This window comes from uncultured Microbacterium sp. (assembly GCF_947489255.1).
Classification (GTDB): domain Bacteria; phylum Actinomycetota; class Actinomycetes; order Actinomycetales; family Microbacteriaceae; genus Microbacterium; species Microbacterium phycohabitans.
Genome location: NZ_CANLCY010000003.1, coordinates 115,504 through 133,468 on the forward strand (window position 1 = coordinate 115,504; position 17,965 = coordinate 133,468).

General features: G+C 72.4%; 12 protein-coding genes, 1 tRNA gene and 1 pseudogene. 1 reads left to right on the forward strand and 13 read right to left on the reverse strand.

Annotated features, from left to right (window positions below; genetic code table 11):
* The 6 genes and pseudogenes from paaZ to Q0818_RS07880 all read right to left on the reverse strand — a co-directional run bounded on the left by paaZ (position 1) and on the right by Q0818_RS07880 (position 6,284).
* Entirely contained in the window at positions 1-2,070 is a 2,070-nt protein-coding gene (gene paaZ, locus Q0818_RS07855; protein ID WP_298873360.1) for a phenylacetic acid degradation bifunctional protein PaaZ, read from the reverse strand.
* The gene (locus Q0818_RS07860) at positions 2,070-2,945 is read right to left on the reverse strand and encodes a 3-hydroxyacyl-CoA dehydrogenase family protein (protein ID WP_298873362.1); all 876 of its coding nucleotides are present in this window, start codon (positions 2,943-2,945) and stop codon (positions 2,070-2,072) included. Before Q0818_RS07860 ends, paaZ begins: the two co-directional genes overlap by 1 nt.
* Positions 2,942-3,667 (reverse strand): annotated as a pseudogene (locus Q0818_RS07865) (enoyl-CoA hydratase/isomerase family protein); the annotation flags it as partial. The pseudogene Q0818_RS07865 and the gene Q0818_RS07860, both read right to left, overlap by 4 nt.
* A gap of 247 nt (positions 3,668-3,914) precedes the next feature.
* A complete protein-coding gene (locus Q0818_RS07870; protein WP_298873364.1) occupies positions 3,915-5,105 on the reverse strand; it encodes an acetyl-CoA C-acyltransferase in 1,191 nt (396 codons plus the stop codon).
* Between the two features lie 285 nt (positions 5,106-5,390).
* Positions 5,391-5,463 (reverse strand) — tRNA-Arg (locus tag Q0818_RS07875).
* A gap of 14 nt (positions 5,464-5,477) precedes the next feature.
* Entirely contained in the window at positions 5,478-6,284 is an 807-nt protein-coding gene (locus tag Q0818_RS07880; protein ID WP_298873366.1) for an NRDE family protein, read from the reverse strand.
* A gap of 307 nt (positions 6,285-6,591) precedes the next feature.
* Between Q0818_RS07880 and coaBC the strand changes: the two genes are divergently transcribed.
* Positions 6,592-7,803 (forward strand): bifunctional phosphopantothenoylcysteine decarboxylase/phosphopantothenate--cysteine ligase CoaBC, encoded by a 1,212-nt coding sequence (gene coaBC / locus Q0818_RS07885; RefSeq protein ID WP_298873368.1) that lies wholly within the window; start codon positions 6,592-6,594, stop codon positions 7,801-7,803.
* A 40-nt stretch (positions 7,804-7,843) separates the two neighbouring features.
* Here the strand turns inward: coaBC and Q0818_RS07890 are convergent, their stop codons facing one another.
* From Q0818_RS07890 to Q0818_RS07920, 7 genes are all read right to left on the reverse strand, one after another.
* Positions 7,844-8,509 (reverse strand): peroxiredoxin-like family protein, encoded by a 666-nt coding sequence (locus Q0818_RS07890; protein ID WP_298873372.1) that lies wholly within the window; start codon positions 8,507-8,509, stop codon positions 7,844-7,846.
* A gap of 191 nt (positions 8,510-8,700) precedes the next feature.
* Positions 8,701-9,831 carry a DUF2510 domain-containing protein gene (locus tag Q0818_RS07895; protein WP_298873374.1) on the reverse strand — a complete coding sequence of 377 codons (1,131 nt, stop codon included), beginning with the start codon at positions 9,829-9,831 and terminating at the stop codon, positions 8,701-8,703.
* Positions 9,832-9,897: 66 nt separating this feature from the next.
* On the reverse strand, positions 9,898-13,437 hold the full coding sequence (locus Q0818_RS07900; RefSeq protein ID WP_298873376.1) for an error-prone DNA polymerase: 3,540 nt from the start codon (positions 13,435-13,437) through the stop codon (positions 9,898-9,900).
* A gap of 132 nt (positions 13,438-13,569) precedes the next feature.
* A complete protein-coding gene (locus Q0818_RS07905; RefSeq protein WP_298873379.1) occupies positions 13,570-15,114 on the reverse strand; it encodes a DNA polymerase Y family protein in 1,545 nt (514 codons plus the stop codon).
* Positions 15,114-15,842 (reverse strand): hypothetical protein, encoded by a 729-nt coding sequence (locus Q0818_RS07910; protein WP_298873381.1) that lies wholly within the window; start codon positions 15,840-15,842, stop codon positions 15,114-15,116. Before Q0818_RS07910 ends, Q0818_RS07905 begins: the two co-directional genes overlap by 1 nt.
* Positions 15,843-15,940: 98 nt before the next feature.
* Positions 15,941-16,723, reverse strand: a complete 783-nt coding sequence (locus Q0818_RS07915; protein ID WP_298873383.1) for an IclR family transcriptional regulator C-terminal domain-containing protein — start codon at positions 16,721-16,723, stop codon at positions 15,941-15,943.
* Between the two features lie 75 nt (positions 16,724-16,798).
* Positions 16,799-17,965: a thiolase family protein gene (locus tag Q0818_RS07920; RefSeq protein WP_298873385.1), complete on the reverse strand. Its 1,167-nt coding sequence runs from the start codon at positions 17,963-17,965 to the stop codon at positions 16,799-16,801.

Genomic DNA, 17,965 nt, shown 5'->3' on the forward strand with positions numbered 1-17,965 from the left:
TCACGCCAGGGCTCCCGCCGGCTGCGGAGCGGGCGCGCCGGCCGGGCTCCACGTCTTCGCCACGAGCGTCAGCACGTCGTACTGCGCCACGAGCTCGTCGTCCTGATTGCGGATCACGGCATCCCAGCGCACCTCCCCGTACTCGTCGGTCTCGCGCGGAGTGATCTGCTTCGCGGTCAGGGCGACGCGGATGCGGTCACCGGGAGACACGGGCGTGACGAAGCGCAGGTTCTCCAGGCCCGAGTTCGCCAGCACCGGGCCGGGGGCGGGGTCGACGAACAATCCCGCCGCCCACGACACGAGCAGGTAGCCGTGCGCGACGCGCCCCGGGAAGAAAGGGTTCGCCGCCGCCGACTCCTCGTCCATGTGCGCGTAGAAGGTGTCGCCGGTGAACCGCGCGAACACCTCGATGTCGTCGAGGGTGACCTCGCGTTCGGCCGACTCCACGGCATCCCCGATCCGCAGGTCCGCGAGCGGCTTGCGGAAGGGGTGGATGCCGGCGGCGTCGGTCTGCGCTCCCGGATGCCATACCCCGGTCAGGGCGGTGAGCATCCGCGGCGAGCCCTGGATCGCGGTGCGCTGCATGGAGTGAAGCACCGAGCGAATGCCGCCGAGCTCCTCGCCGCCCCCCGCGCGGCCGGGTCCGCCGTGCACGAGATGCGGCACGGGAGCGCCGTGGCCCGTCGAGGTGCGGGCGTCGTCTCGGTCGAGGAAGAGCACGCGCCCGTTCATCGCGCCCATGCGGGTGAGCAGCTCGGTCGCGACGTCGGGGTCGTGCGTGGCGACGCTCGTGACGAGCGACCCGCCACCCCGGCCCACGATCGCCGCGGCCTCCGCGACGTCGGCGTACTCCACGATGCTGGCGACCGGCCCGAAGGCCTCGATGTCGTTGACGGCGGGGGTCGCGGCATCCGCGAAGGCCAGGAGCATCGGCTGGAGGAACGCCCCCTCGGCCGGGGCCCCCGCGGGCGCCTCGGCCGATCCCACCACGAAGCGCCCACCGGCCTGCTCGAGGGCCCGCACCTGACGCACCACCTCGTCGCGCTGCTCGGTCGAGACGACCGGGCCCATCGTCACGCCCTCGGTCCGCGGGTCGCCGATGACCACGCGCTCGGCGATCTTCGCGCGCAGGGCCGCGGCCACGGCATCCGTCATCCCGGCCGGCACGATCGCGCGGCGGATCGCGGTGCACTTCTGCCCCGCTTTCGTGGTCATCTCCACCAGCAGCTGCTTCACGTACGCGTCGAATTCGGGGGTGCCGGGCACCGCGTCGGGGCCGAGGATCGAGGCGTTGATCGAGTCGGTCTCGCTCGTGAAGCGCACGCCGGGCTTGGCCTGCGCGCGCAGGCGTTCGGCGGTGGAGGCGCTGCCGGTGAAGCCGACGGTGTCGCCCAGGTCGAGCAGGTCGAACAGGCCCGGGACGCTCCCGCTCACCAGCTGCAGGGCTCCCTCGGGCAGCAGCCCCGTCTCGACGACCACGCGCACCCACGCCTCGGCGATGTACGCCGTCGGGGTCGCGGGCTTGACGATCGTGGGCAGGCCCGCCAGGAACGCCGGCGCGAACTTCTCGAGCGCGCCCCACATCGGGAAGTTGAAGGCGTTGATCTGCACCGCGATGCCGGGGAGGCGGGTGTAGACGTGCCGTCCGAGGAACGAGCCGTCCTTTGACAGCGGCTCGACCGGACCGTCGAGCACGACCTTTCCGGCGGGCAGCTCCCGTCGCGCCTTCGACGAGAAGGTGAACAGCACGCCGATTCCCCCGTCGACGTCGCTGAGCGAGTCGCGGCGCGTGGAGCCGGAGCGCTCCGACAGCGCGTAGAGCTCCTCCCGACGTTCGTTCAGCGCGATCGCGAGGTTCTTCAGCACTATCGCGCGCTGGTGGAAGGTGAGGGCGTCGATGCTCGTGCGGCCGATCTCGCGGGCGTACGAGACGGCTCCCGCGAGGTCGAGCCCGCGCGTGCTGACCCGCACGATCTCCTCACCCGTCGACGCATCGCGCACGATCGCGGCGTCGGGGTCGCCCTGCGGCGTCCACCAGGAGCCGCTCACATAGCTGGGGAGAAACGTCATCATTCGCTCCATTCGTAGAATCCGCGGCCGGTCTTGCGACCCAGGTGCCCCTGGGCGACGAGCTCTCGCAGCAGCGCGGGCGGGGTGAAGCGCGCACCTAACGTGCGCTCGAGTTCTTCGGCGATGCCGAGGCGCACGTCGAGTCCGACGACGTCGGTCGTGCGCAGGGGGCCCATCGGATGCCGGTAGCCCAGCTCCATCGCCGTGTCGATGTCGTGGGCGCTCGCGACGCCCTCCTCGAGCATCCGGATCGCTTCGAGCCCCAGGACGACACCGAGGCGGCTGGAGGCGAAACCGGGCGCATCGCGCACGACGACGGCGGTCTTGCCGATGGCCGCGACCCACGCGCGGGCATCGTCGACCACTCGCGCGTCGGTGCGCGCGCCCGTGACCACCTCGACCAGCGCCGAGGCCGGCACGGGGTTGAAGAAGTGCAGGCCGAGGAAGCGCTGCGGATGCCGCATCGCTCCGGCGAGCGCGTCGATCGAGATGGAGGAGGTGTTGGATGCCACGACCGCGGCGTCGTCGACGACCCTCTCGATCCGTGCGAGAGCGTCGAGCTTGAGCGCTCGATCCTCGGGGACGGCCTCGATCACGAGACCCGCGCCGGCGAAGGCGGCGGTGTCGGTGCTGGTCGTGAGGGTGTCGGCATCCGGGATCTCGATGCCCTTCCGGCCGGACCGGGCCAACGCCGTCTCGACGCGCTCGCGGGCGGCGTCGGCTGCCGGCGCGTCGCGCTCGACGACGTGCACGCGGGCACCGGCCAGGAGGAACGCATGCGCGATCCCGGCGCCCATGCGGCCCCCGCCGAGGACGCCGACGGTCGTCGGGAGGGATGCCGCCGCGGGCGCGGCGACGTCGGGGAGCGTGGTCACTTCTTCTTCCTCTCCAGAAACGCGGTCATGCGGGCGCGCTTGTCGGCGCTGTCGAAGAGCTCGGCCTGCAGCTCGCCGTCGATCGCGGGGTGCTGCGCGCGGGGAGCGAGCAGGGCGCGCTTGGTGAGGATCGTCGCGCGCGGGGAGTTCGCCGCGATCCGGTCGACGATCGCGTGCGCCGCCACGAGCAATGCGTCGGGTTCGTGCACGCTCGACAGCAGCCCCCACGCGAGAGCCTCGTCGGCGTCGATGGTGCGGGCCGTCAGCAGCAGCTCGCTCGCGCGGGCGTGACCGACGATCTCGGGCAACCGCCACGAGGCTCCGGCCGCCGCGATGATGCCGAGTCCCGGTTCGGGGTTGCCGAAGCGCACGCGCGGGGTGCCGATGCGGATGTCGGCGGCGTAGGCGAGCTCGGCGCCCCCGCCCAGCGCGAAGCCGTCGACGGCCGCGATCACCGGCATGGGCAGGTGGCGGATGCGGTCGAAGACCGTGGCGTTGATGCCGCGGCGGGCGTCGTCGCCGGTGCGCTCGCGCAGCTGCGCGATGTCGGCGCCGGCGGCGAAGATCCCTCCGGCCCCGGTGAGGATGAGCGTGCGGGGGGCCTCTTCGAGCTCGGCGCAGAGGGCGTGCAGCTCGTCGACCATCGCCTGGTCGATCGCGTTGCGCACGTCGGGTCGGTCGAGGGTGGCGACGACGCGATCGTCGCTCCTGTCGACGCGGAGGCGGGGCGTTGCGGGGGTCCCGGTCCCTTCGACAGGCTCAGGGACCTTCGATGCGGAGTCGTCGGGACCCGACGCGCCGGCGGCTGAGCCCGACGCGCCGGCGGCTGAGCCCGACGCGCCGGCGGCTGAGCCCGACGCGCCGGCGGCTGAGCCTGTCGAAGCCTCCGGCCCCCGGACACCGCGAAGGGTCCCGGTCCCTTCGACAGGCTCAGGGACCTTCGCGTTATCGGACACCGGGGTCGTCGTCTCAGCCATCGATCCGCTCCACGATCATCGCGGTGCCCTGGCCCACGCCGACGCACATCGTCGCGAGCCCGTATCGTGCGTTCTCGCGCTCGAGGCGCCCGAGCAGCGTCACGATCAGCCGTGATCCGCTCGATCCGAGCGGGTGCCCGAGGGCGATCGCGCCGCCGTCGGCGTTGACGATCTCGGGGTCGAGTCCGAGGCGCCGCACGCACGCGAGCGACTGTGAGGCGAAAGCCTCGTTGAGCTCGACGGCGCCGAGGTCGGATGCCGACAGCCCGGCCTTCGCGAGCGCCTTCTCGGTCGCGGGCACGGGACCGAGCCCCATGACCTCGGGGGCGAGTGCCGCCGAGGCGTGCGACACGATGCGCGCCCGCGGCCGCAGCCCCTGGCGTTCGATCGCCTCGGCGCTCGCGACGATGATCGCCGAGGCCCCGTCGTTGAGGGAACTGGAGTTCCCGGCGGTGACGACCTCGCCGCCCGCGACCACGGCGTGGAGCGCTCGGAGCGCGTCGAGAGAGGTGTCCCGCCGCGGCCCCTCGTCGGTGTCGACCACACCTCGCACCGTCTCGACGGCGACGATCTCGTCGCGGAAGCGTCCGGCATCCTGAGCCCGCACGGCCCTCTCGTGACTGCGCAGAGCGAAGGCGTCGGCATCGGCGCGCGAGACGCCCTCGACCCGGGCGACCTCCTCGGCCGTCTCGGGCATCGAGAAGATGGCCTTGTCGCGCGCCGCGAGCCGCGGGTTGGTGAAGCGCCAGCCGATCGAGGTGTCGAAGGCCGCTCCCGGCTTCGCCCAGGCGCGGTCGGGCTTGGCCTGCACCCAGGGCGCCCGGGTCATCGACTCCACGCCGCCGGCCACGACGATGTCGGCGTCGCCCGAACGGACGGCCTGCGACGCGAGCGCGATCGCGCTCATCCCCGAGGCGCAGAGGCGGTTGACGGTGAGGCCGGGGATGGTATCCGGGAGTCCGGCCAGCAGCACGGCCATGCGGGCGACGTTCCTGTTGTCTTCACCCGCCTGGTTCGCGGCTCCCAGGATCACCTCGTCGATCGCCTCGGCGGGCACTCCCGCGCGGGCCACGGCTTCGCCGACCACCAGGGCCGCCAGGTCGTCGGGGCGCACGGATGCCAACGACCCGCCGTACCGCCCGACCGGGGTGCGCGCACCGCCGATGAGAAACGCCTGCGACATCGCCATCCTCTCCCCCGCCGGCTCTGGCGGGGTCGCGTCCACCTCGACTTCGAGGTTTTCCGACCGATCGTTCAGTAATCATGCCATGCGGGAGGCGGAGGAGCAACGATCCCGGGCGGGCCCGACGCCGACGTCACGGAATCAGACCGAGGCGACACGATCGCCGAGGCCCGCGAGGCGTGGTCTCGCGCGGAACGGATGATCCGGCGCGGAACCGCTGGACCTGGGATCCGGTGGCGGCTCGGCGATGCCGCCGAGGTGGACGGACGAGCGCTGGCGATGAGGTGCCCCCGACAGGATTCGAACCTGCGACGCCCGCGTTAGGAGTGCGGCGCTCTATCCCCTGAGCTACGGAGGCGGGGCTTTTCCAGCCTACTGCGCCCTGGAAGAGGAAGCGGTGCGAGACGAAGCGGCGCGAGACGAGGAAGTCTCCGCCGCGGCGGGACGCGATGACAGAGCCCTGATGCCATGCTGCAGCCCCTCGACGAGACCGTCGTCCCACGCGCCCGGCTCGACCGGACTCGCCTCACGGACCTCGATGCCCTCCGGACCGACCGTCGCCGCGCACACTAGCAGCGACTCGAGCACGTGTCCGTCATGCTCGTCGCGGCGGAGCACCGACGCCGAGGGGTCGGAGGTCGAGGCTTCGACGACGCCGAGCCACGGCATCCACCAGTCCTCCCCCGGTGCGAGCCCGGCGTCGCGGAACGCCCCGAGCCAGCGCGCGATACGCGGGGTGCCGGGGTCGTCGACCGCGTGGTGGGCGATCATGTGCGTGCCCGGGGCGAGTCGCGTGCGTCGAGCCTCGAGGCCGTCCCACTCCACCAGGTGCGCACCGTGGGCATCGACCTCGACGAGGTTGAAGCCGCGGGTGGGAGGGACTTCCGGGATGCCGTCGCCCACCGCATCGAGGGGGATGGCGCCGCGGCTCACCACCTCGTCGTCGCGACGGTCGGAGAGATCCTCACGGTTCAGCAGCACGGCGAGCCGCCGGGCGTCGGGATCGACGGCGAGCCAGGCCCCTCCCGCGCGGTCGTCACGCACGCCCAGGATGCCGGGGCGCTCGGGCCACCACGCGCCGAGCCCGCGCCAGGGACGCTCGCGATCCTCGTCGCGGACGGCCAGCACCCGCACCGGTTCGCCGGGTTCGGCGGGAACGTCGATCACGACCGTGCACATTTCTCCCACGGTACCCGCGCCGCGGGCGCCCGGTGCCGTGACCTCGCCCGCGCGGCACGGAAGCAGGACGGTCCCCAGCCTCGGCATCCTGTCTTCGCCGGATCCCCTGCCCCGGCAAGCCCCACCGCCCCGGGCCCGCACCCCACCAGAACCGGCGAGCACTCGAGAGCAGGACCACCCACGGCCTCCTGTCCTCGCCGGATCCCCTGCCCCGGTTCCCCCGACCGGCATCCACAGACCGGATGCCCTGACCCCGCGGGCGTCGGACTCTTCCCCGCCCAGCGCGTCGACCTGGAAGACTGGGGCGATGTTCGTCGTGGTGGGAGTGACCGGGGGCATCGCCGCCTACAAGACCGTCGGCCTCGTGCGGCTGCTGGTGAAGGCCGGGCACGACGTGCACGTGATCCCCACCGACGACGCCCTGCGATTCGTGGGCCTGCCCACGTGGGAGGCGCTCAGCCGCAATCCCGTGACCACCTCGGTGCACGACGACGTCGCGAAGGTGCGCCATGTCGCTCTCGGGCAGTCGGCCGACCTCGTGATCGTCGCCCCGGCGACCGCCAACACCCTCGCGGCGATGACCGCCGGACTCGCGTCCGACCTGCTCGGAACGACCCTGCTCGCCACGACGGCCCCGGTCGTCGTGGCTCCCGCGATGCACACCGAGATGTGGCGGCATCCCGCGACGGTCCACAACATGGAGGTGCTCCGCGCTCGGGGCGTGCACGTCGTGGGCCCGGATGACGGCGTGCTCACCGGCGGCGATTCCGGCCCCGGGCGCATGTCCGAACCCGAGGAGATCGTCGCGGCCGCGCTCGCCCTCGTCGAACGCGAGCGTGACCTCGAGGGCGTCTCGATCGTGGTGAGCGCCGGTGGCACGCGCGAGCCGATCGACCCGGTGCGCTTCCTCGGCAATCGCTCCAGCGGACGACAGGGTGTCGCGATCGCCCGCGCCGCCGCCGACCGCGGCGCGCGGGTGACCCTCGTCGCCGCGCACCTCGACGCCGACGTGCGCCCCGACCCCCGCGTCGAGGTCGTGTCGGTGGGAACCGCCGACGAGCTCGGAAGGGCGATGGATGCCACGGCCCCCGGCGCCGACGTCATCGTCATGGCCGCGGCGGTCGCCGACTACTCGGTGGCCGAGGTGTCGGTGCACAAGCTCCGCAAGCAGGACTCCCCCGGCGGACTGACCCTGCAGCTCACCGAGAACCGGGACGTCGTCGCCGGGCTCGTCGCGGCCCGACGAGAGGGGCAGACGATCGTCGCCTTCGCCGCGGAGACCGTGGCCGATGACGACGAGCTCCTCGAGCGCGCCCGTGCCAAGGCCGCGCGGAAGGGCGTCGACCTCCTGGCCGCGAATGCCGTGGGGTGGACGCGAGGATTCGAGGCGGCGGACAACACGCTCATGATCGTCGATCGGGACGGACGCGTCGTCGCGACGGCATCCGGATCGAAAGACGACACCGCCCACGCGCTGCTCGACGCGATCGCGGCGGTTCGCGTGTCACCCGAGAGCTGACGGGCCGAGTACGGGGCGCCGCGCGATCCTCGCCCTCACGTCAGCCCTTGCCGATCCCCTCGAGTGCGGCGATGATCTCGTCGACCTCGGTGCGCGTCGTGTAGTCGACGTGCACGTCGGCGAATCTGATCACGCCGTCCGCGTCGATGACGTAGACGGAGGGGAACGGGATGCGAGCGGAGTCGTCGGCGTTGCTGTCGGCCACGTCGAAGCCGAGTTCGGTGTGCGCTGCCCGCGCGGCGCTGCTCGGTTCGGTGACGATGCCGAAGCTCTCGGCGAGCGCGTTCGCAGGGTCGGAGAGCACGGTGAAGGCGAGCGAGCCGTTGGTCACGCTCTGCCTCGACCCCTCGGGCGTCTGCGGCGAGACGGCGATGAGGCGCACGCCCCGCTCGCGCAGCACGGGCAGCAAGTGCTCCTGGTAGGTGCGCAAGGTGATGTTGCAGTACGGGCACCAGGCGCCGCGATAGAAGACCACGACCGATGCCGCACCGCCGCGCTCGGCCTCGAAGGTGGTAGGAATGGCATCTGCGGTGATGAGTTCGGCGTCCGGCGCCGCGTCTCCGACACCGAGCGCTGCGTGAGGCACTCCCGCGTCGCGCAGGTCGGACTGCTCCTCGGAGAACACCGATGCGAGGCGGTCGCCGATCTGCGACTCGAACCCGCCGGTGAAGTCGTCGATCTGCTGGGCGATGGACGGTGTGGACATGCGTGGCCTCCCCGGGATGTTCGGCGTCAGGCGCCGGCTCGAGGAGCGTATGCCGGTGAGAAGCGTGAAGCTCCGGCGCCGTCATGTTGCGAAGCATGGCGTCACGAAGCGTCATGCGCAAGGAGCGCGACCGTTGCGCCGCACGGCGTCCGGGTGGGTGAGGACGCGGACGCCCTCACCCGTCCGTCGACTCAGTATCCGTAGTACTGCAGCTCTTCGATCAGCGGGATGATCTGCCACAGCAGGTAGATCCCCCACACGATGATCGCGATGAGCGACACCACGTTGACCGCGATCGCCGCCCACATCGGCGCGAGACCGCTGCGCGTGCGCTTCCGCAGGATCACGGCGCGACCGATCACGTAGACCAGAGCGCTGCTGATCATCACCACGAAGAAGCTCCACGCCCAGTGGAACGGCCGCTCCACCCCGCGAGCCCGCAGCTGACGCCAGTCGAGGAACGCGAACAGCACCGTGACGGCGTAGTAGACGACGCTCGCAAGAGTGACGACGGCCGAGACGATCGTCTCGGTGGCCGTGGATCCTCCGCCATACACCTGTGCGTAGAACGACTCCTGGATGAAGGTCGACCAGTCGAACAGGAAGAGGGAGAGCACCCCGACCAGCGGGAGGAAGGCCAGCAGCCAGACCCAGACGGTGTTGGTGGGGATGTCGGTGCGCGGGGCCGCGTCCGTCGACGCCGCGGCGCCCGGGTACGCCGGCGTCCCCGGGGAGGCGGGCGCACCCGCGTAGCCCGATGCGCTGGGCGAGTTCGGGGTGCTCGCCGCGGACGGGTACGCCCCGTACGCCGGAGCGGATGCAGCGGAGGAAGACGACGAGGGTGCCGGAGGCACGGGCGCCACAGGCGGGGCGACGATGGGCGGCACGGCCGAGGGCGCGGCGGGGGCTGCGGCCGGGGCTGCGGCGGCGACCGGGTCGGGATCGGCGGTGTGGTCCGCGGCCACGACGGACTCCGGGGCCGACGGCTCCGACGCCGTGGCAGGCTCAGCGGCGAACGACTCAGCGGCAGCGGACTCGGCGGAAGGTTCCGAGGCGGTCACTGCCTCGTGCGGGTCGGTCGGGGCGAGGGACTCCCGGGCGTCCGAGACCGCGACGGACTCCGATGAGTTCGAGGCCGATGCGTCGGGGGCGACGGCGCTGTCTTCGCTCGTCGACGGCCCCGCGGCCTCCGGGGCGGTCGGCGTCGATCCGTCGACGGCGCGCACCTCGTCGGTCCAGCTCGTGCCGTCCCAGCGGCGCAGGCCGCCGCCTCCGGCGGGGTCGGGGTACCAGCCGTCGGGCGGTGTGGGCGTGTCGGTCATGGTCGTTTCCCCTGTCTGGTGCGGAACCGGGCGAGATCGCCCCGAGTCTAGTGAGAGCGCCCGACGTCATCGGAAGTCCCTCGAGGCGTGCGCGACTCCCACGCGCAGATCGGTGAACCCGTCGGCGACCACGTTGGTGACCCCCTCGACCGAGCGTTCGAGCATTCCGCGCACGATGAGCGCGGGTGACTCGCGGGCGACGCGCCGGTATCTGTTCCACACCCCCACCGAGCAGATGATGTTCATGAGCCCGTGCTCGTCTTCGAGGTTGAGGAACGTGATCCCGGATGCCGTGGCCGGCCGCTGCCGGTGGGTGACCAGACCCGCGACCTCGATGCGTCGACCGGTCTCGAACGTGCGCAGTTCGCGCGAGGTGATCACCCCGCGGGCGTCGAGCGCGGAGCGGAAATGGGTCAGCGGGTGGTCGTCGGCCGAGAGTCCCGTCGCCCACAGATCGGCGGCGAGCACCTCGTAGCTGGAGGGGTCGGTGAACAGCGGCGGCTGCACCGACACCAGGGAGTCGGGGAGGAACTCGGCACGATCCATCGCCGCCGATCCGGCGAGCCAGATCGCCTCGCGCCGGGTATGCCCGAGGCACTCGAACGCCCCCGCCGTGGCGAGCGCCTCGATCTGCGCAGTGACGAGTCCCGTGCGTCGCACGAGGTCGCGCAGGTCGCGGTACGCGCCCCCGCTCTTGCGCTCGGCGACGATGCGTTCGGCGACCTTGACCCCGATCCCGGTGACCTCCGCGAGCCCGAGCCGCACGGCGAACCCCCCGTCTCGGCGATGGGCGAGAGTCTCGTCGGGTTCGGAGGGGTCGAACTCCCCCGTCGGCGGCTGATGCGCCTCCGCGCACGCGTCACGCCCCGTCGGTGCCCCGACCCCGCGGTGCGGTGCGTCGTCCGAGTCGGGGGCGTCCGCGACATCCCGCTGCCCCCGCCGCCTCTCGTCGCCCCTGCCGACCGACGCGTCCGGCGGCACCCCGGCATCCCCTCCCTCTCCGGAAGCAGCGGCGTCGTCGAGCCCCTCGAGCGACGCCTGCACCTCCGAGCGCAGCAGATCGGGACGGCGCACCACCACACCGTGACGGCGGGCGTCGGCGGTGAGGGTCGCGGGCGAGTAGAACCCCATGGGCTGCGCGCGCAGGAGCCCCGCGAGGAAGGCCGCCGGGTAATGCAGCTTGATCCACGAACTCGCGTAGACCAGCAGCGCGAACGACAGCGAGTGCGACTCGGCGAACCCGAAGTTCGCGAATGCCTGGATCTTCGCGTACAGCTCGTCGGCGACCTGCCCGACCAGACCGTTCTCGGCCATGCCGGCGTAGAGCGTCTCGCGGAGGGAGTCGATGCGTTCGAGCCCGCGCTTGGATCCCATGGCCCGCCGCAGCAGGTCGGCGTCTTCGGCTGAGCAATTGCCCACGGCCACCGCCATCTGCATGAGCTGCTCCTGGAACACCGGAACACCCATCGTGCGCGACAGCACCGGCTCGAGCTTGGGGTGCACGTAGGTGATCTCCTCCTGACCGAGCTTGCGCCGCACGAAGGGATGCACCGCCCCGCCCTGGATCGGTCCCGGGCGGATGAGCGCGATCTGCACGACCAGGTCGTAGAACTTCCGCGGCTGCAGGCGCGGGAGCAGCCCCATCTGCGCGCGCGACTCCACCTGGAACACCCCGATCGAATCGGCCCGGCACAGCATGTCGTACACGGCCTTCTCTTCCTTCGGCAGCGTCGACAGCTCCCACTTCTCGCCCGTGGCATCCCGGATCAGGTCGAAGCAGTACTGCAACGCCGCGAGCATGCCCAGGCCCAGCAGATCGAACTTCACCAGCCCCATCCAGGCCGCGTCGTCTTTGTCCCACTGGATGACCGTGCGGTTCTCCATGCGCGCGTGCTCGATGGGCACCACCTCGCCCACCGGCCGGTCGGTGAGCACCATTCCCCCCGAATGGATGCCGAGATGCCGCGGCGCCTTCAGCAGCTCGGATGCGAACTCGATGACCTGATCGGGGATGTCGTGGTCCGAGCCGGTCTCGAGGGTGGCGCCCCAACGCTCGACCTGCTTCGACCAGGCGTCCTGCTGCCCCGGCGAGTGCCCGAGCGCGCGGGCCATGTCGCGCACGGCGTTCTTGGGGCGGTACTGGATGACGTTGGCCACCTGCGCCGCGCGCTCGCGCCCGTACTCCTGGTACACCCACTGGATGATCTCTTCGCGCCGGTCGGAGTCGAAGTCGACGTCGATGTCGGGCTCCTCGTCGCGCAGGCTCGACAGGAACCGCTCGAACGGCAGCCGATAGAAGATCGAGTCGACCGCCGTGATGTTCAGCAGGTAGCAGACCGCGCTGTTCGCGGCGGACCCGCGCCCCTGACACAGGATGCCGCGGCGGCGGGCCTCGGCGACGATGCCGTAGACGATGAGGAAATATCCCGGGAAGTCCTTCATCTCGATCACCTCGAGCTCGCGCTCGATGCGGCGGCGGTCGTCGTCGGAGAGGTTCGGGTATTTCGTCGGCACCGCCTCCCAGACCAGGTGCCGCAGCCACGACATGGGCGTATGCCCCTCGGGCACTCTCTGCTTCGGCAGGGCCGGCTTGGCCCGGCGCAGAGGGAAGGCGATCTCGTCGGCGAGCGCCACCGTGCGCGCCACGGCGCCGGGATACCGGGCGAAACGCGCCGCCATCTCCGCCCCCGAGCGGAGGTGCGCCCCGGCATGGGCGGGGAGCCACCCGTCGAGCTCGTCGAGGCCGCGGTTCGCCCGCACCGCGGCGACGGCGGCGGCGAGCAGCTGCTTCTGCGGGGCGGCGTAATGCACGTTGTTGGTGGCCAGGGTCGCGAGCCCTCTCTCGGCCGCGAGGCCGGCGAGCACGTCGTTGCGGCGCGAGTCGAGCGGGTCGCCCTGATCCATCAGCTCGACGTAGACGGCCTCGGCCCCGAACAGGTCGACGAGGGTGTCGAGTTCGCGTGCCGCACCCGCCGGCCCCTCGAACGCCAGGGCCTGACGCACCGCGCCCTTGCGGCATCCGGTGAGCACCGCCCAATGGGGGTCGCGCGGTCCCCCGGCGCGTTCGGCGAGGTCGTCGAGGTCGTAGACCGGACGCCCCTTCTCGGCCCCCTCGAGCTGCGCGTGGGTGATCGCGGCGGCGAGTCGGTGGTACCCCTCTTCGCGGCGCGCGAGCACGAGCAGGTGCGACCCGGTCGGATCGGCCTCGCCGTTCTGCGGGCCGGGCAGCCCCAGCGACAGCTCGGCCCCGAAGACCGTCTTCACCGCACGCGCCTCGGCGGCCTCGGCGAAACGCACGATGCCGTAGAACCCGTCGTGATCGGTGAGAGCGAGGGCGTGCAGGCCGAGGCGTTCGGCCTCTTCCACGAGCTCCTCGGGTGACGACGCCCCGTCGAGGAACGAGTACGACGAGTGCGCGTGCAGTTCGGCGTACGGCACCGTCTCGGCGGGCCGTTCGATCGTCGGCGGCACGTAGGCGCCGCGTTTGTGCGACCACGCCGGGCTGTCACCGCCGTCGCCGTTCGGCGGGGCGCCGGTGGGCCGCCGCGCGTCGCTGAGCAGTCGTTCGAGTTCCGACCACTTCACCGGCGGGTTGGTCCAGCCCATCAGCGCACCTCCGTCCCGGCTGCGGCCGACCCGCGCGCCCCGCCCGGAGCACGACGGCACACCGCGGCGCGTGCAGCGATCCGAGCAGAGCCCGACGCGCCACCGCTCGGGGTCCCACGCTCCAGTACGCCCTCAGTCATAGCGCCCCTCCGCTCGCCATTCCCCCTCTTCGACGACGAGCAACCATGCTCCCCCGTCGGCGTCGACGACCTGGAACCGGTGCGCCCGCCGCGCACGCAGGGGGTCCCACCCGCGCTCGCTGATCGGCCAGGGGCCCGCCCACTCCTGGATGCGTCGACGCTGCCCCGCCGTCTCGAGCACCGCCGGTGGAGCGCTCAGCGCGTCGCGCTCCCCCACGGTGACGGGCGCCCCCGCGATGTCGGTGACCCCCACCAGGCGAGGCTCGGGATAGACGGTCGCCGGCAGGGGGTCGGGGAGGCTCCCCGGCCAGGGGCGCGTGCGCTCCTTCGCCGTGACGGCGCGGTCGCCCCACGGCACGAGCACCTGGCGTTCGGCGAGCCACCGCCCACCGCCGATCACCGGCGTCACCACGGCGCGGTGCCCGAGCATCGCCTGCACGCGTGAGAGCGCATGGTGCACGCGCTCGTCGGGACCCGCGCCGAACAGCCCCCGGGCGTGATGAGCGGCGGCGTCGACCGCCTCGGGCTCGATGTGCACGCCCGCGACCCCGCTGCCGAAGATGCCCTGGGCGTCTTCGGCGAGCTGCCAGCGCACGCGGTCGACCACGCCGGCGGCGTCGAACGAACCGGGGTGCAGCCACACGCGCTCGCTGCGCTCGCCCCGTTCGCCGGTGAGGACGACGCGCAGCTCGGTGCACACCAGGTCGTGCGCGCCGAGGCGAGCGATGAACTCCTCGGCTGCCACGCGCACGCCGAAGGCGATCTGGTCGGCCAGCTCGAGCGGGGGCTCGAAGGCGACGTCTCGGTGCAGCTCGGGCGGGGGTGTGCGCGGCTGCACCGGCTGCGAGTCGAGACCTCCCGCCAGGGCGTGCAGACGCACCCCCCGCTCGCCGAAGCGCTCCCGCACCCTCTCGACCGGGAGGCCCGCCAGCTCGCCCAGGGTGTGCACCCCCAAGCGCGAGAGGAGACTGCCGAACTCGTCGTCGTCGAGGGTCGCGATCGACAGCGGCGCGAGGAAGGCTCCCGCCTCTCCCGGCGGAACGACGCGCACGGGCTCGTCGACACCGGCGGCACGCGCCGCCTGCTCGGCGGTGAAGACACCGTCGGCCACACTCGCACGTACCCCGGCGAACCCGACGTCGTCGAGCAGGCGGATCAGCTTGCGCGCCGCCTCGAGCTCGCCCCCGTAATAGCGAGCCGGACCCCGGGCTCGTAAGGCGCACAGCCCCGGACGCACCACCTGCACCCCGGGGGCGTGCTCCTCGACGCGAGCGACGACGGGGGCGAAAGCGCGGGCATCGCGCACGGGGTCGGCGGGCACCACCTGCAGCCCGGGGCACAGTGCCTGCGCGTCGCGCCGTTTCTGCCCGCGTCGCACGCCCTGTGCGCGAGCCGCCCACGAGCACGCGACGACGACGTTGTTCGCGAACACCGCCACCGCGGCATCCGGCTTCGGAGGAGACACGGCCTCGCGCACGAACGCCGTGATCGGCCAGTCGGGGAACCACAGCACGAGACTGCGCGTCGGCGCCGCCATCAGCCCACCGCCCGCACGGGGTAGGCCTCGCGCTCGCGGGGCACGAGGCGCTCGGCGGGGGCGCCCAGCAGCTCGATCGAGCCATCGGCCGCGGGCAACAGCATGCGGGCGCGGCGGGCGTTCGGCGAGCGACGACTGCTGACCGACACCGTGAGCTCGCGACCGGCCAGGTAGCCGTGCCCCTGTCCGAGCCCGGTCCAGTGCGGGTCGGCCACGTCGATCACGGCCTCCGCCTGCGGCCACGCGCCCTGCACCAGCAGCACCGACCCCCGGTCGCGCAGTCGCGCCGCCAGCCGGGTGGTCTCGGCCCCTCCCCGCGCGGCCGGAGAACCGACGGGCGGGCGCACGGCCACCACGGGGAGCACCTCGGTGATCGTCGCGGTCACCGCGAGCCAGCGCGGTCCGGGGTCGGGGATGAAGACGAGCCGGTCGAGATCGAGCCCGTACTTCTCGGCCGCCTCGGCCCCGAGCTCGGGCATGCCGATGACCCCGCACCACGCGCCGTCTTGCGAGGGACGCGCCATGAGGGCCAGCAGGAGGGATGCCGAGCGGGCGAGCGCGTACGCCGATCCCGCGCGCAGCCCCCCGCCGGGAAGCAGCGACGAGAACGCCGGATGCGTGGGCAGCACGGGGGCGTCCATGCGCCGCCCCTGCATGCGCTCGAGGCGGTCGCGCAGCGCGGTGATGTCGGGTACGGCCTGTACCTGGTCTCTCACGATCGCCCTCACTCCCACAGGTTAGAACATGTGTTCTAGTGTCTCAATCCCTGTGGTCGAAGATACGATCGACCTCCGACATCGCCTCGGCCGATGCCCGGCCGGATACGTCAGCCGGTGAGCACGCGCAGATCCGCCTCCATCGCGGAGACCTCACGGAGCATCGTCGGTACGAAGCGATCCACCACCGTCTCGCGGGAGTGCCGCCCGCTGCTCATTGAGACGTTCACCGCCGCGGCGACCGCGCCGTCGCGGCCGCGCACGGGCACGGCCACCGAGGTGAGCCCGGGCTCGAGCTCGCCGTCGACCAGCGCCCATCCGCGCTCGCGCACCCGTTCCAGCTCCGCGCGCAGGGCGGCCGGGTCGGTGATCGTCTGCGGCGTCCGCGCCGGCAGCGGCGCGGCCAGCACGGCCTCGACGACGCGGGGCTCCGCGTGCGCGAGCAGGACGCGCCCCATGCTCGTCGCCGCCGCGGGGAAGCGCGTTCCCACCGTGATCCCCACCGACATGATGCGCCGCAGCGGCACCCGCGCGACGTACACGATGTCGCCGCCGTCGAGCACCGCCGCCGAGGCGCTCTCGTCGACCGCGCGCGAGAGGGCCTCGAGGTGCGGCTGCACCACGTCGGGAAGAGTGGATGCCGACAGGTAGCTGTAGCCGAGTTCGAGCACGCGCGGGGTCAGCGTGAACCACCGCCCGTCGCTGCGGACGTACCCCAGGGCCTCGAGGGTGCGCAGGAACCGGCCGGCCGCGGCGCGCGTCACCTCCGCGCGCCGCGCGACGTCGCTCAGCGTGAGCGAGCGGTTCTGCGCGTCGAAGCAGCGGATGACCGCGAGGCCGCGGACGAACGCCTGCACCACGTCGCCGCCGTCGGTCGCATCCCGCTCGTCCACCGCCTCACCCTATCCGCGGATCGGCGTCCACGACGCACCGCCCGGAAGGCACCGCCCGCAGCACACGTCCACGAGTCAGCGCTCGAGCACGACGGCGAGACCCTGGCCCACGCCGATGCAGATCGCGGCGACCGCGACTCCGCCCCCGCGGCGCGCGAGTTCGTGCGCCGCCCGCGCGATGATCCGGCCGCCCGAGGCTCCGAGCGGGTGCCCGATGGCTATCGCTCCCCCGTTCTGGTTGAGCAGCTCGGGGTCGAGCTCGGTCCACAGCTTCGCGCACGCGAGGGTCTGCGACGCGAACGCCTCGTTGAGCTCCACGAACGACACGTCCGCCCACGAGCGTCCGGCTCGCGCGAGCGCCCGATTGGCCGCCTCGACCGGGGCGACGCCGAACACGTCGGGGTCGTTGCCGAACGCCGCGCGTCCCGCGATGCGCGCGAGAGGCTCGGCATCCACCGCCCCTTCCGCCCCCAGCAGCACCGCGGAGGCCCCGTCGTTGATGGGCGAGGAGTTGCCCGCCGTGACCGAGCCGTCCCTTCGGAACGCCGGTCGCAGCCCCGCCAGCACCTCGGCCGTCGAATCGTCGCGGATGCCCTCGTCGCGGGCGAGCGCGTGGCCCTCGACCTGCACGATCTCGTCGTCGAAGCGCCCCGCGGCCCAGGCCGCCGCGGCGAGGCGGTGGCTGCGGGCGGCGAAGGCGTCCTGGTCCTCGCGCGAGATGTCGTAGATCTCGGCGAGCTTCTCGGCGCTCTCGCCGTTCGAGATCGTCCAGTCCGACCTCAGCCGCGGGTTGGTCATGCGCCAGCCGATCGAGGTGTTCCACATCGTCTGGTTCGCGGCGGGGAAGGGGCGCGGGCTCTTCTCGACCACGAACGGGGCCCGGGTCATCGACTCGACACCGCCCGCGAGGATCAGTTCCGCATCCCCTGCCTCGATCGCTCGGGAGGACTGGATCACGGCATCCAGCGACGATCCGCACAAGCGGTTGATGGTGGTGCCCGGCACCGACGACGGGAAGCCCGCGAGCAGCGCACCGAAGCGCGCGACGTTGCGGTTGTCCTCCCCCGCCTGGTTCGCGTCGCCGAAGATCACGTCCTCGATGCGGGCGGGGTCGATGCCGGTGCGGTCGACGACGGATGCCATGACGGTCGCGGCGAGATCGTCGGGGCGCACGTCGGCGAAAGCCTTGCCGTGCCGGGCGAACGGGGTGCGCACGGCGTCGTAGACGAAGGATGCGGGCAT

What these genes read in the sequence shown, in the direction of transcription:
- paaZ (WP_298873360.1), bottom strand. Translation starts at nt 2,070, where the DNA reads ATGACGTTTCTCCCCAGCTATGTGAGCGGCTCCTGGTGGACGCCGCAG.
- Q0818_RS07920 (WP_298873385.1), bottom strand. Translation starts at nt 17,965, where the DNA reads ATGCCCGCATCCTTCGTCTACGACGCCGTGCGCACCCCGTTCGCCCGG.
- Q0818_RS07900 (WP_298873376.1), bottom strand. Translation starts at nt 13,437, where the DNA reads ATGGGCTGGACCAACCCGCCGGTGAAGTGGTCGGAACTCGAACGACTG.
- Q0818_RS07870 (WP_298873364.1), bottom strand. Translation starts at nt 5,105, where the DNA reads ATGTCGCAGGCGTTTCTCATCGGCGGTGCGCGCACCCCGGTCGGGCGG.
- Q0818_RS07890 (WP_298873372.1), bottom strand. Translation starts at nt 8,509, where the DNA reads ATGTCCACACCGTCCATCGCCCAGCAGATCGACGACTTCACCGGCGGG.
- Q0818_RS07905 (WP_298873379.1), bottom strand. Translation starts at nt 15,114, where the DNA reads ATGGCGGCGCCGACGCGCAGTCTCGTGCTGTGGTTCCCCGACTGGCCG.
- Q0818_RS07895 (WP_298873374.1), bottom strand. Translation starts at nt 9,831, where the DNA reads ATGACCGACACGCCCACACCGCCCGACGGCTGGTACCCCGACCCCGCC.
- coaBC (WP_298873368.1), top strand. Translation starts at nt 6,592, where the DNA reads ATGTTCGTCGTGGTGGGAGTGACCGGGGGCATCGCCGCCTACAAGACC.
- Q0818_RS07880 (WP_298873366.1), bottom strand. Translation starts at nt 6,284, where the DNA reads ATGTGCACGGTCGTGATCGACGTTCCCGCCGAACCCGGCGAACCGGTG.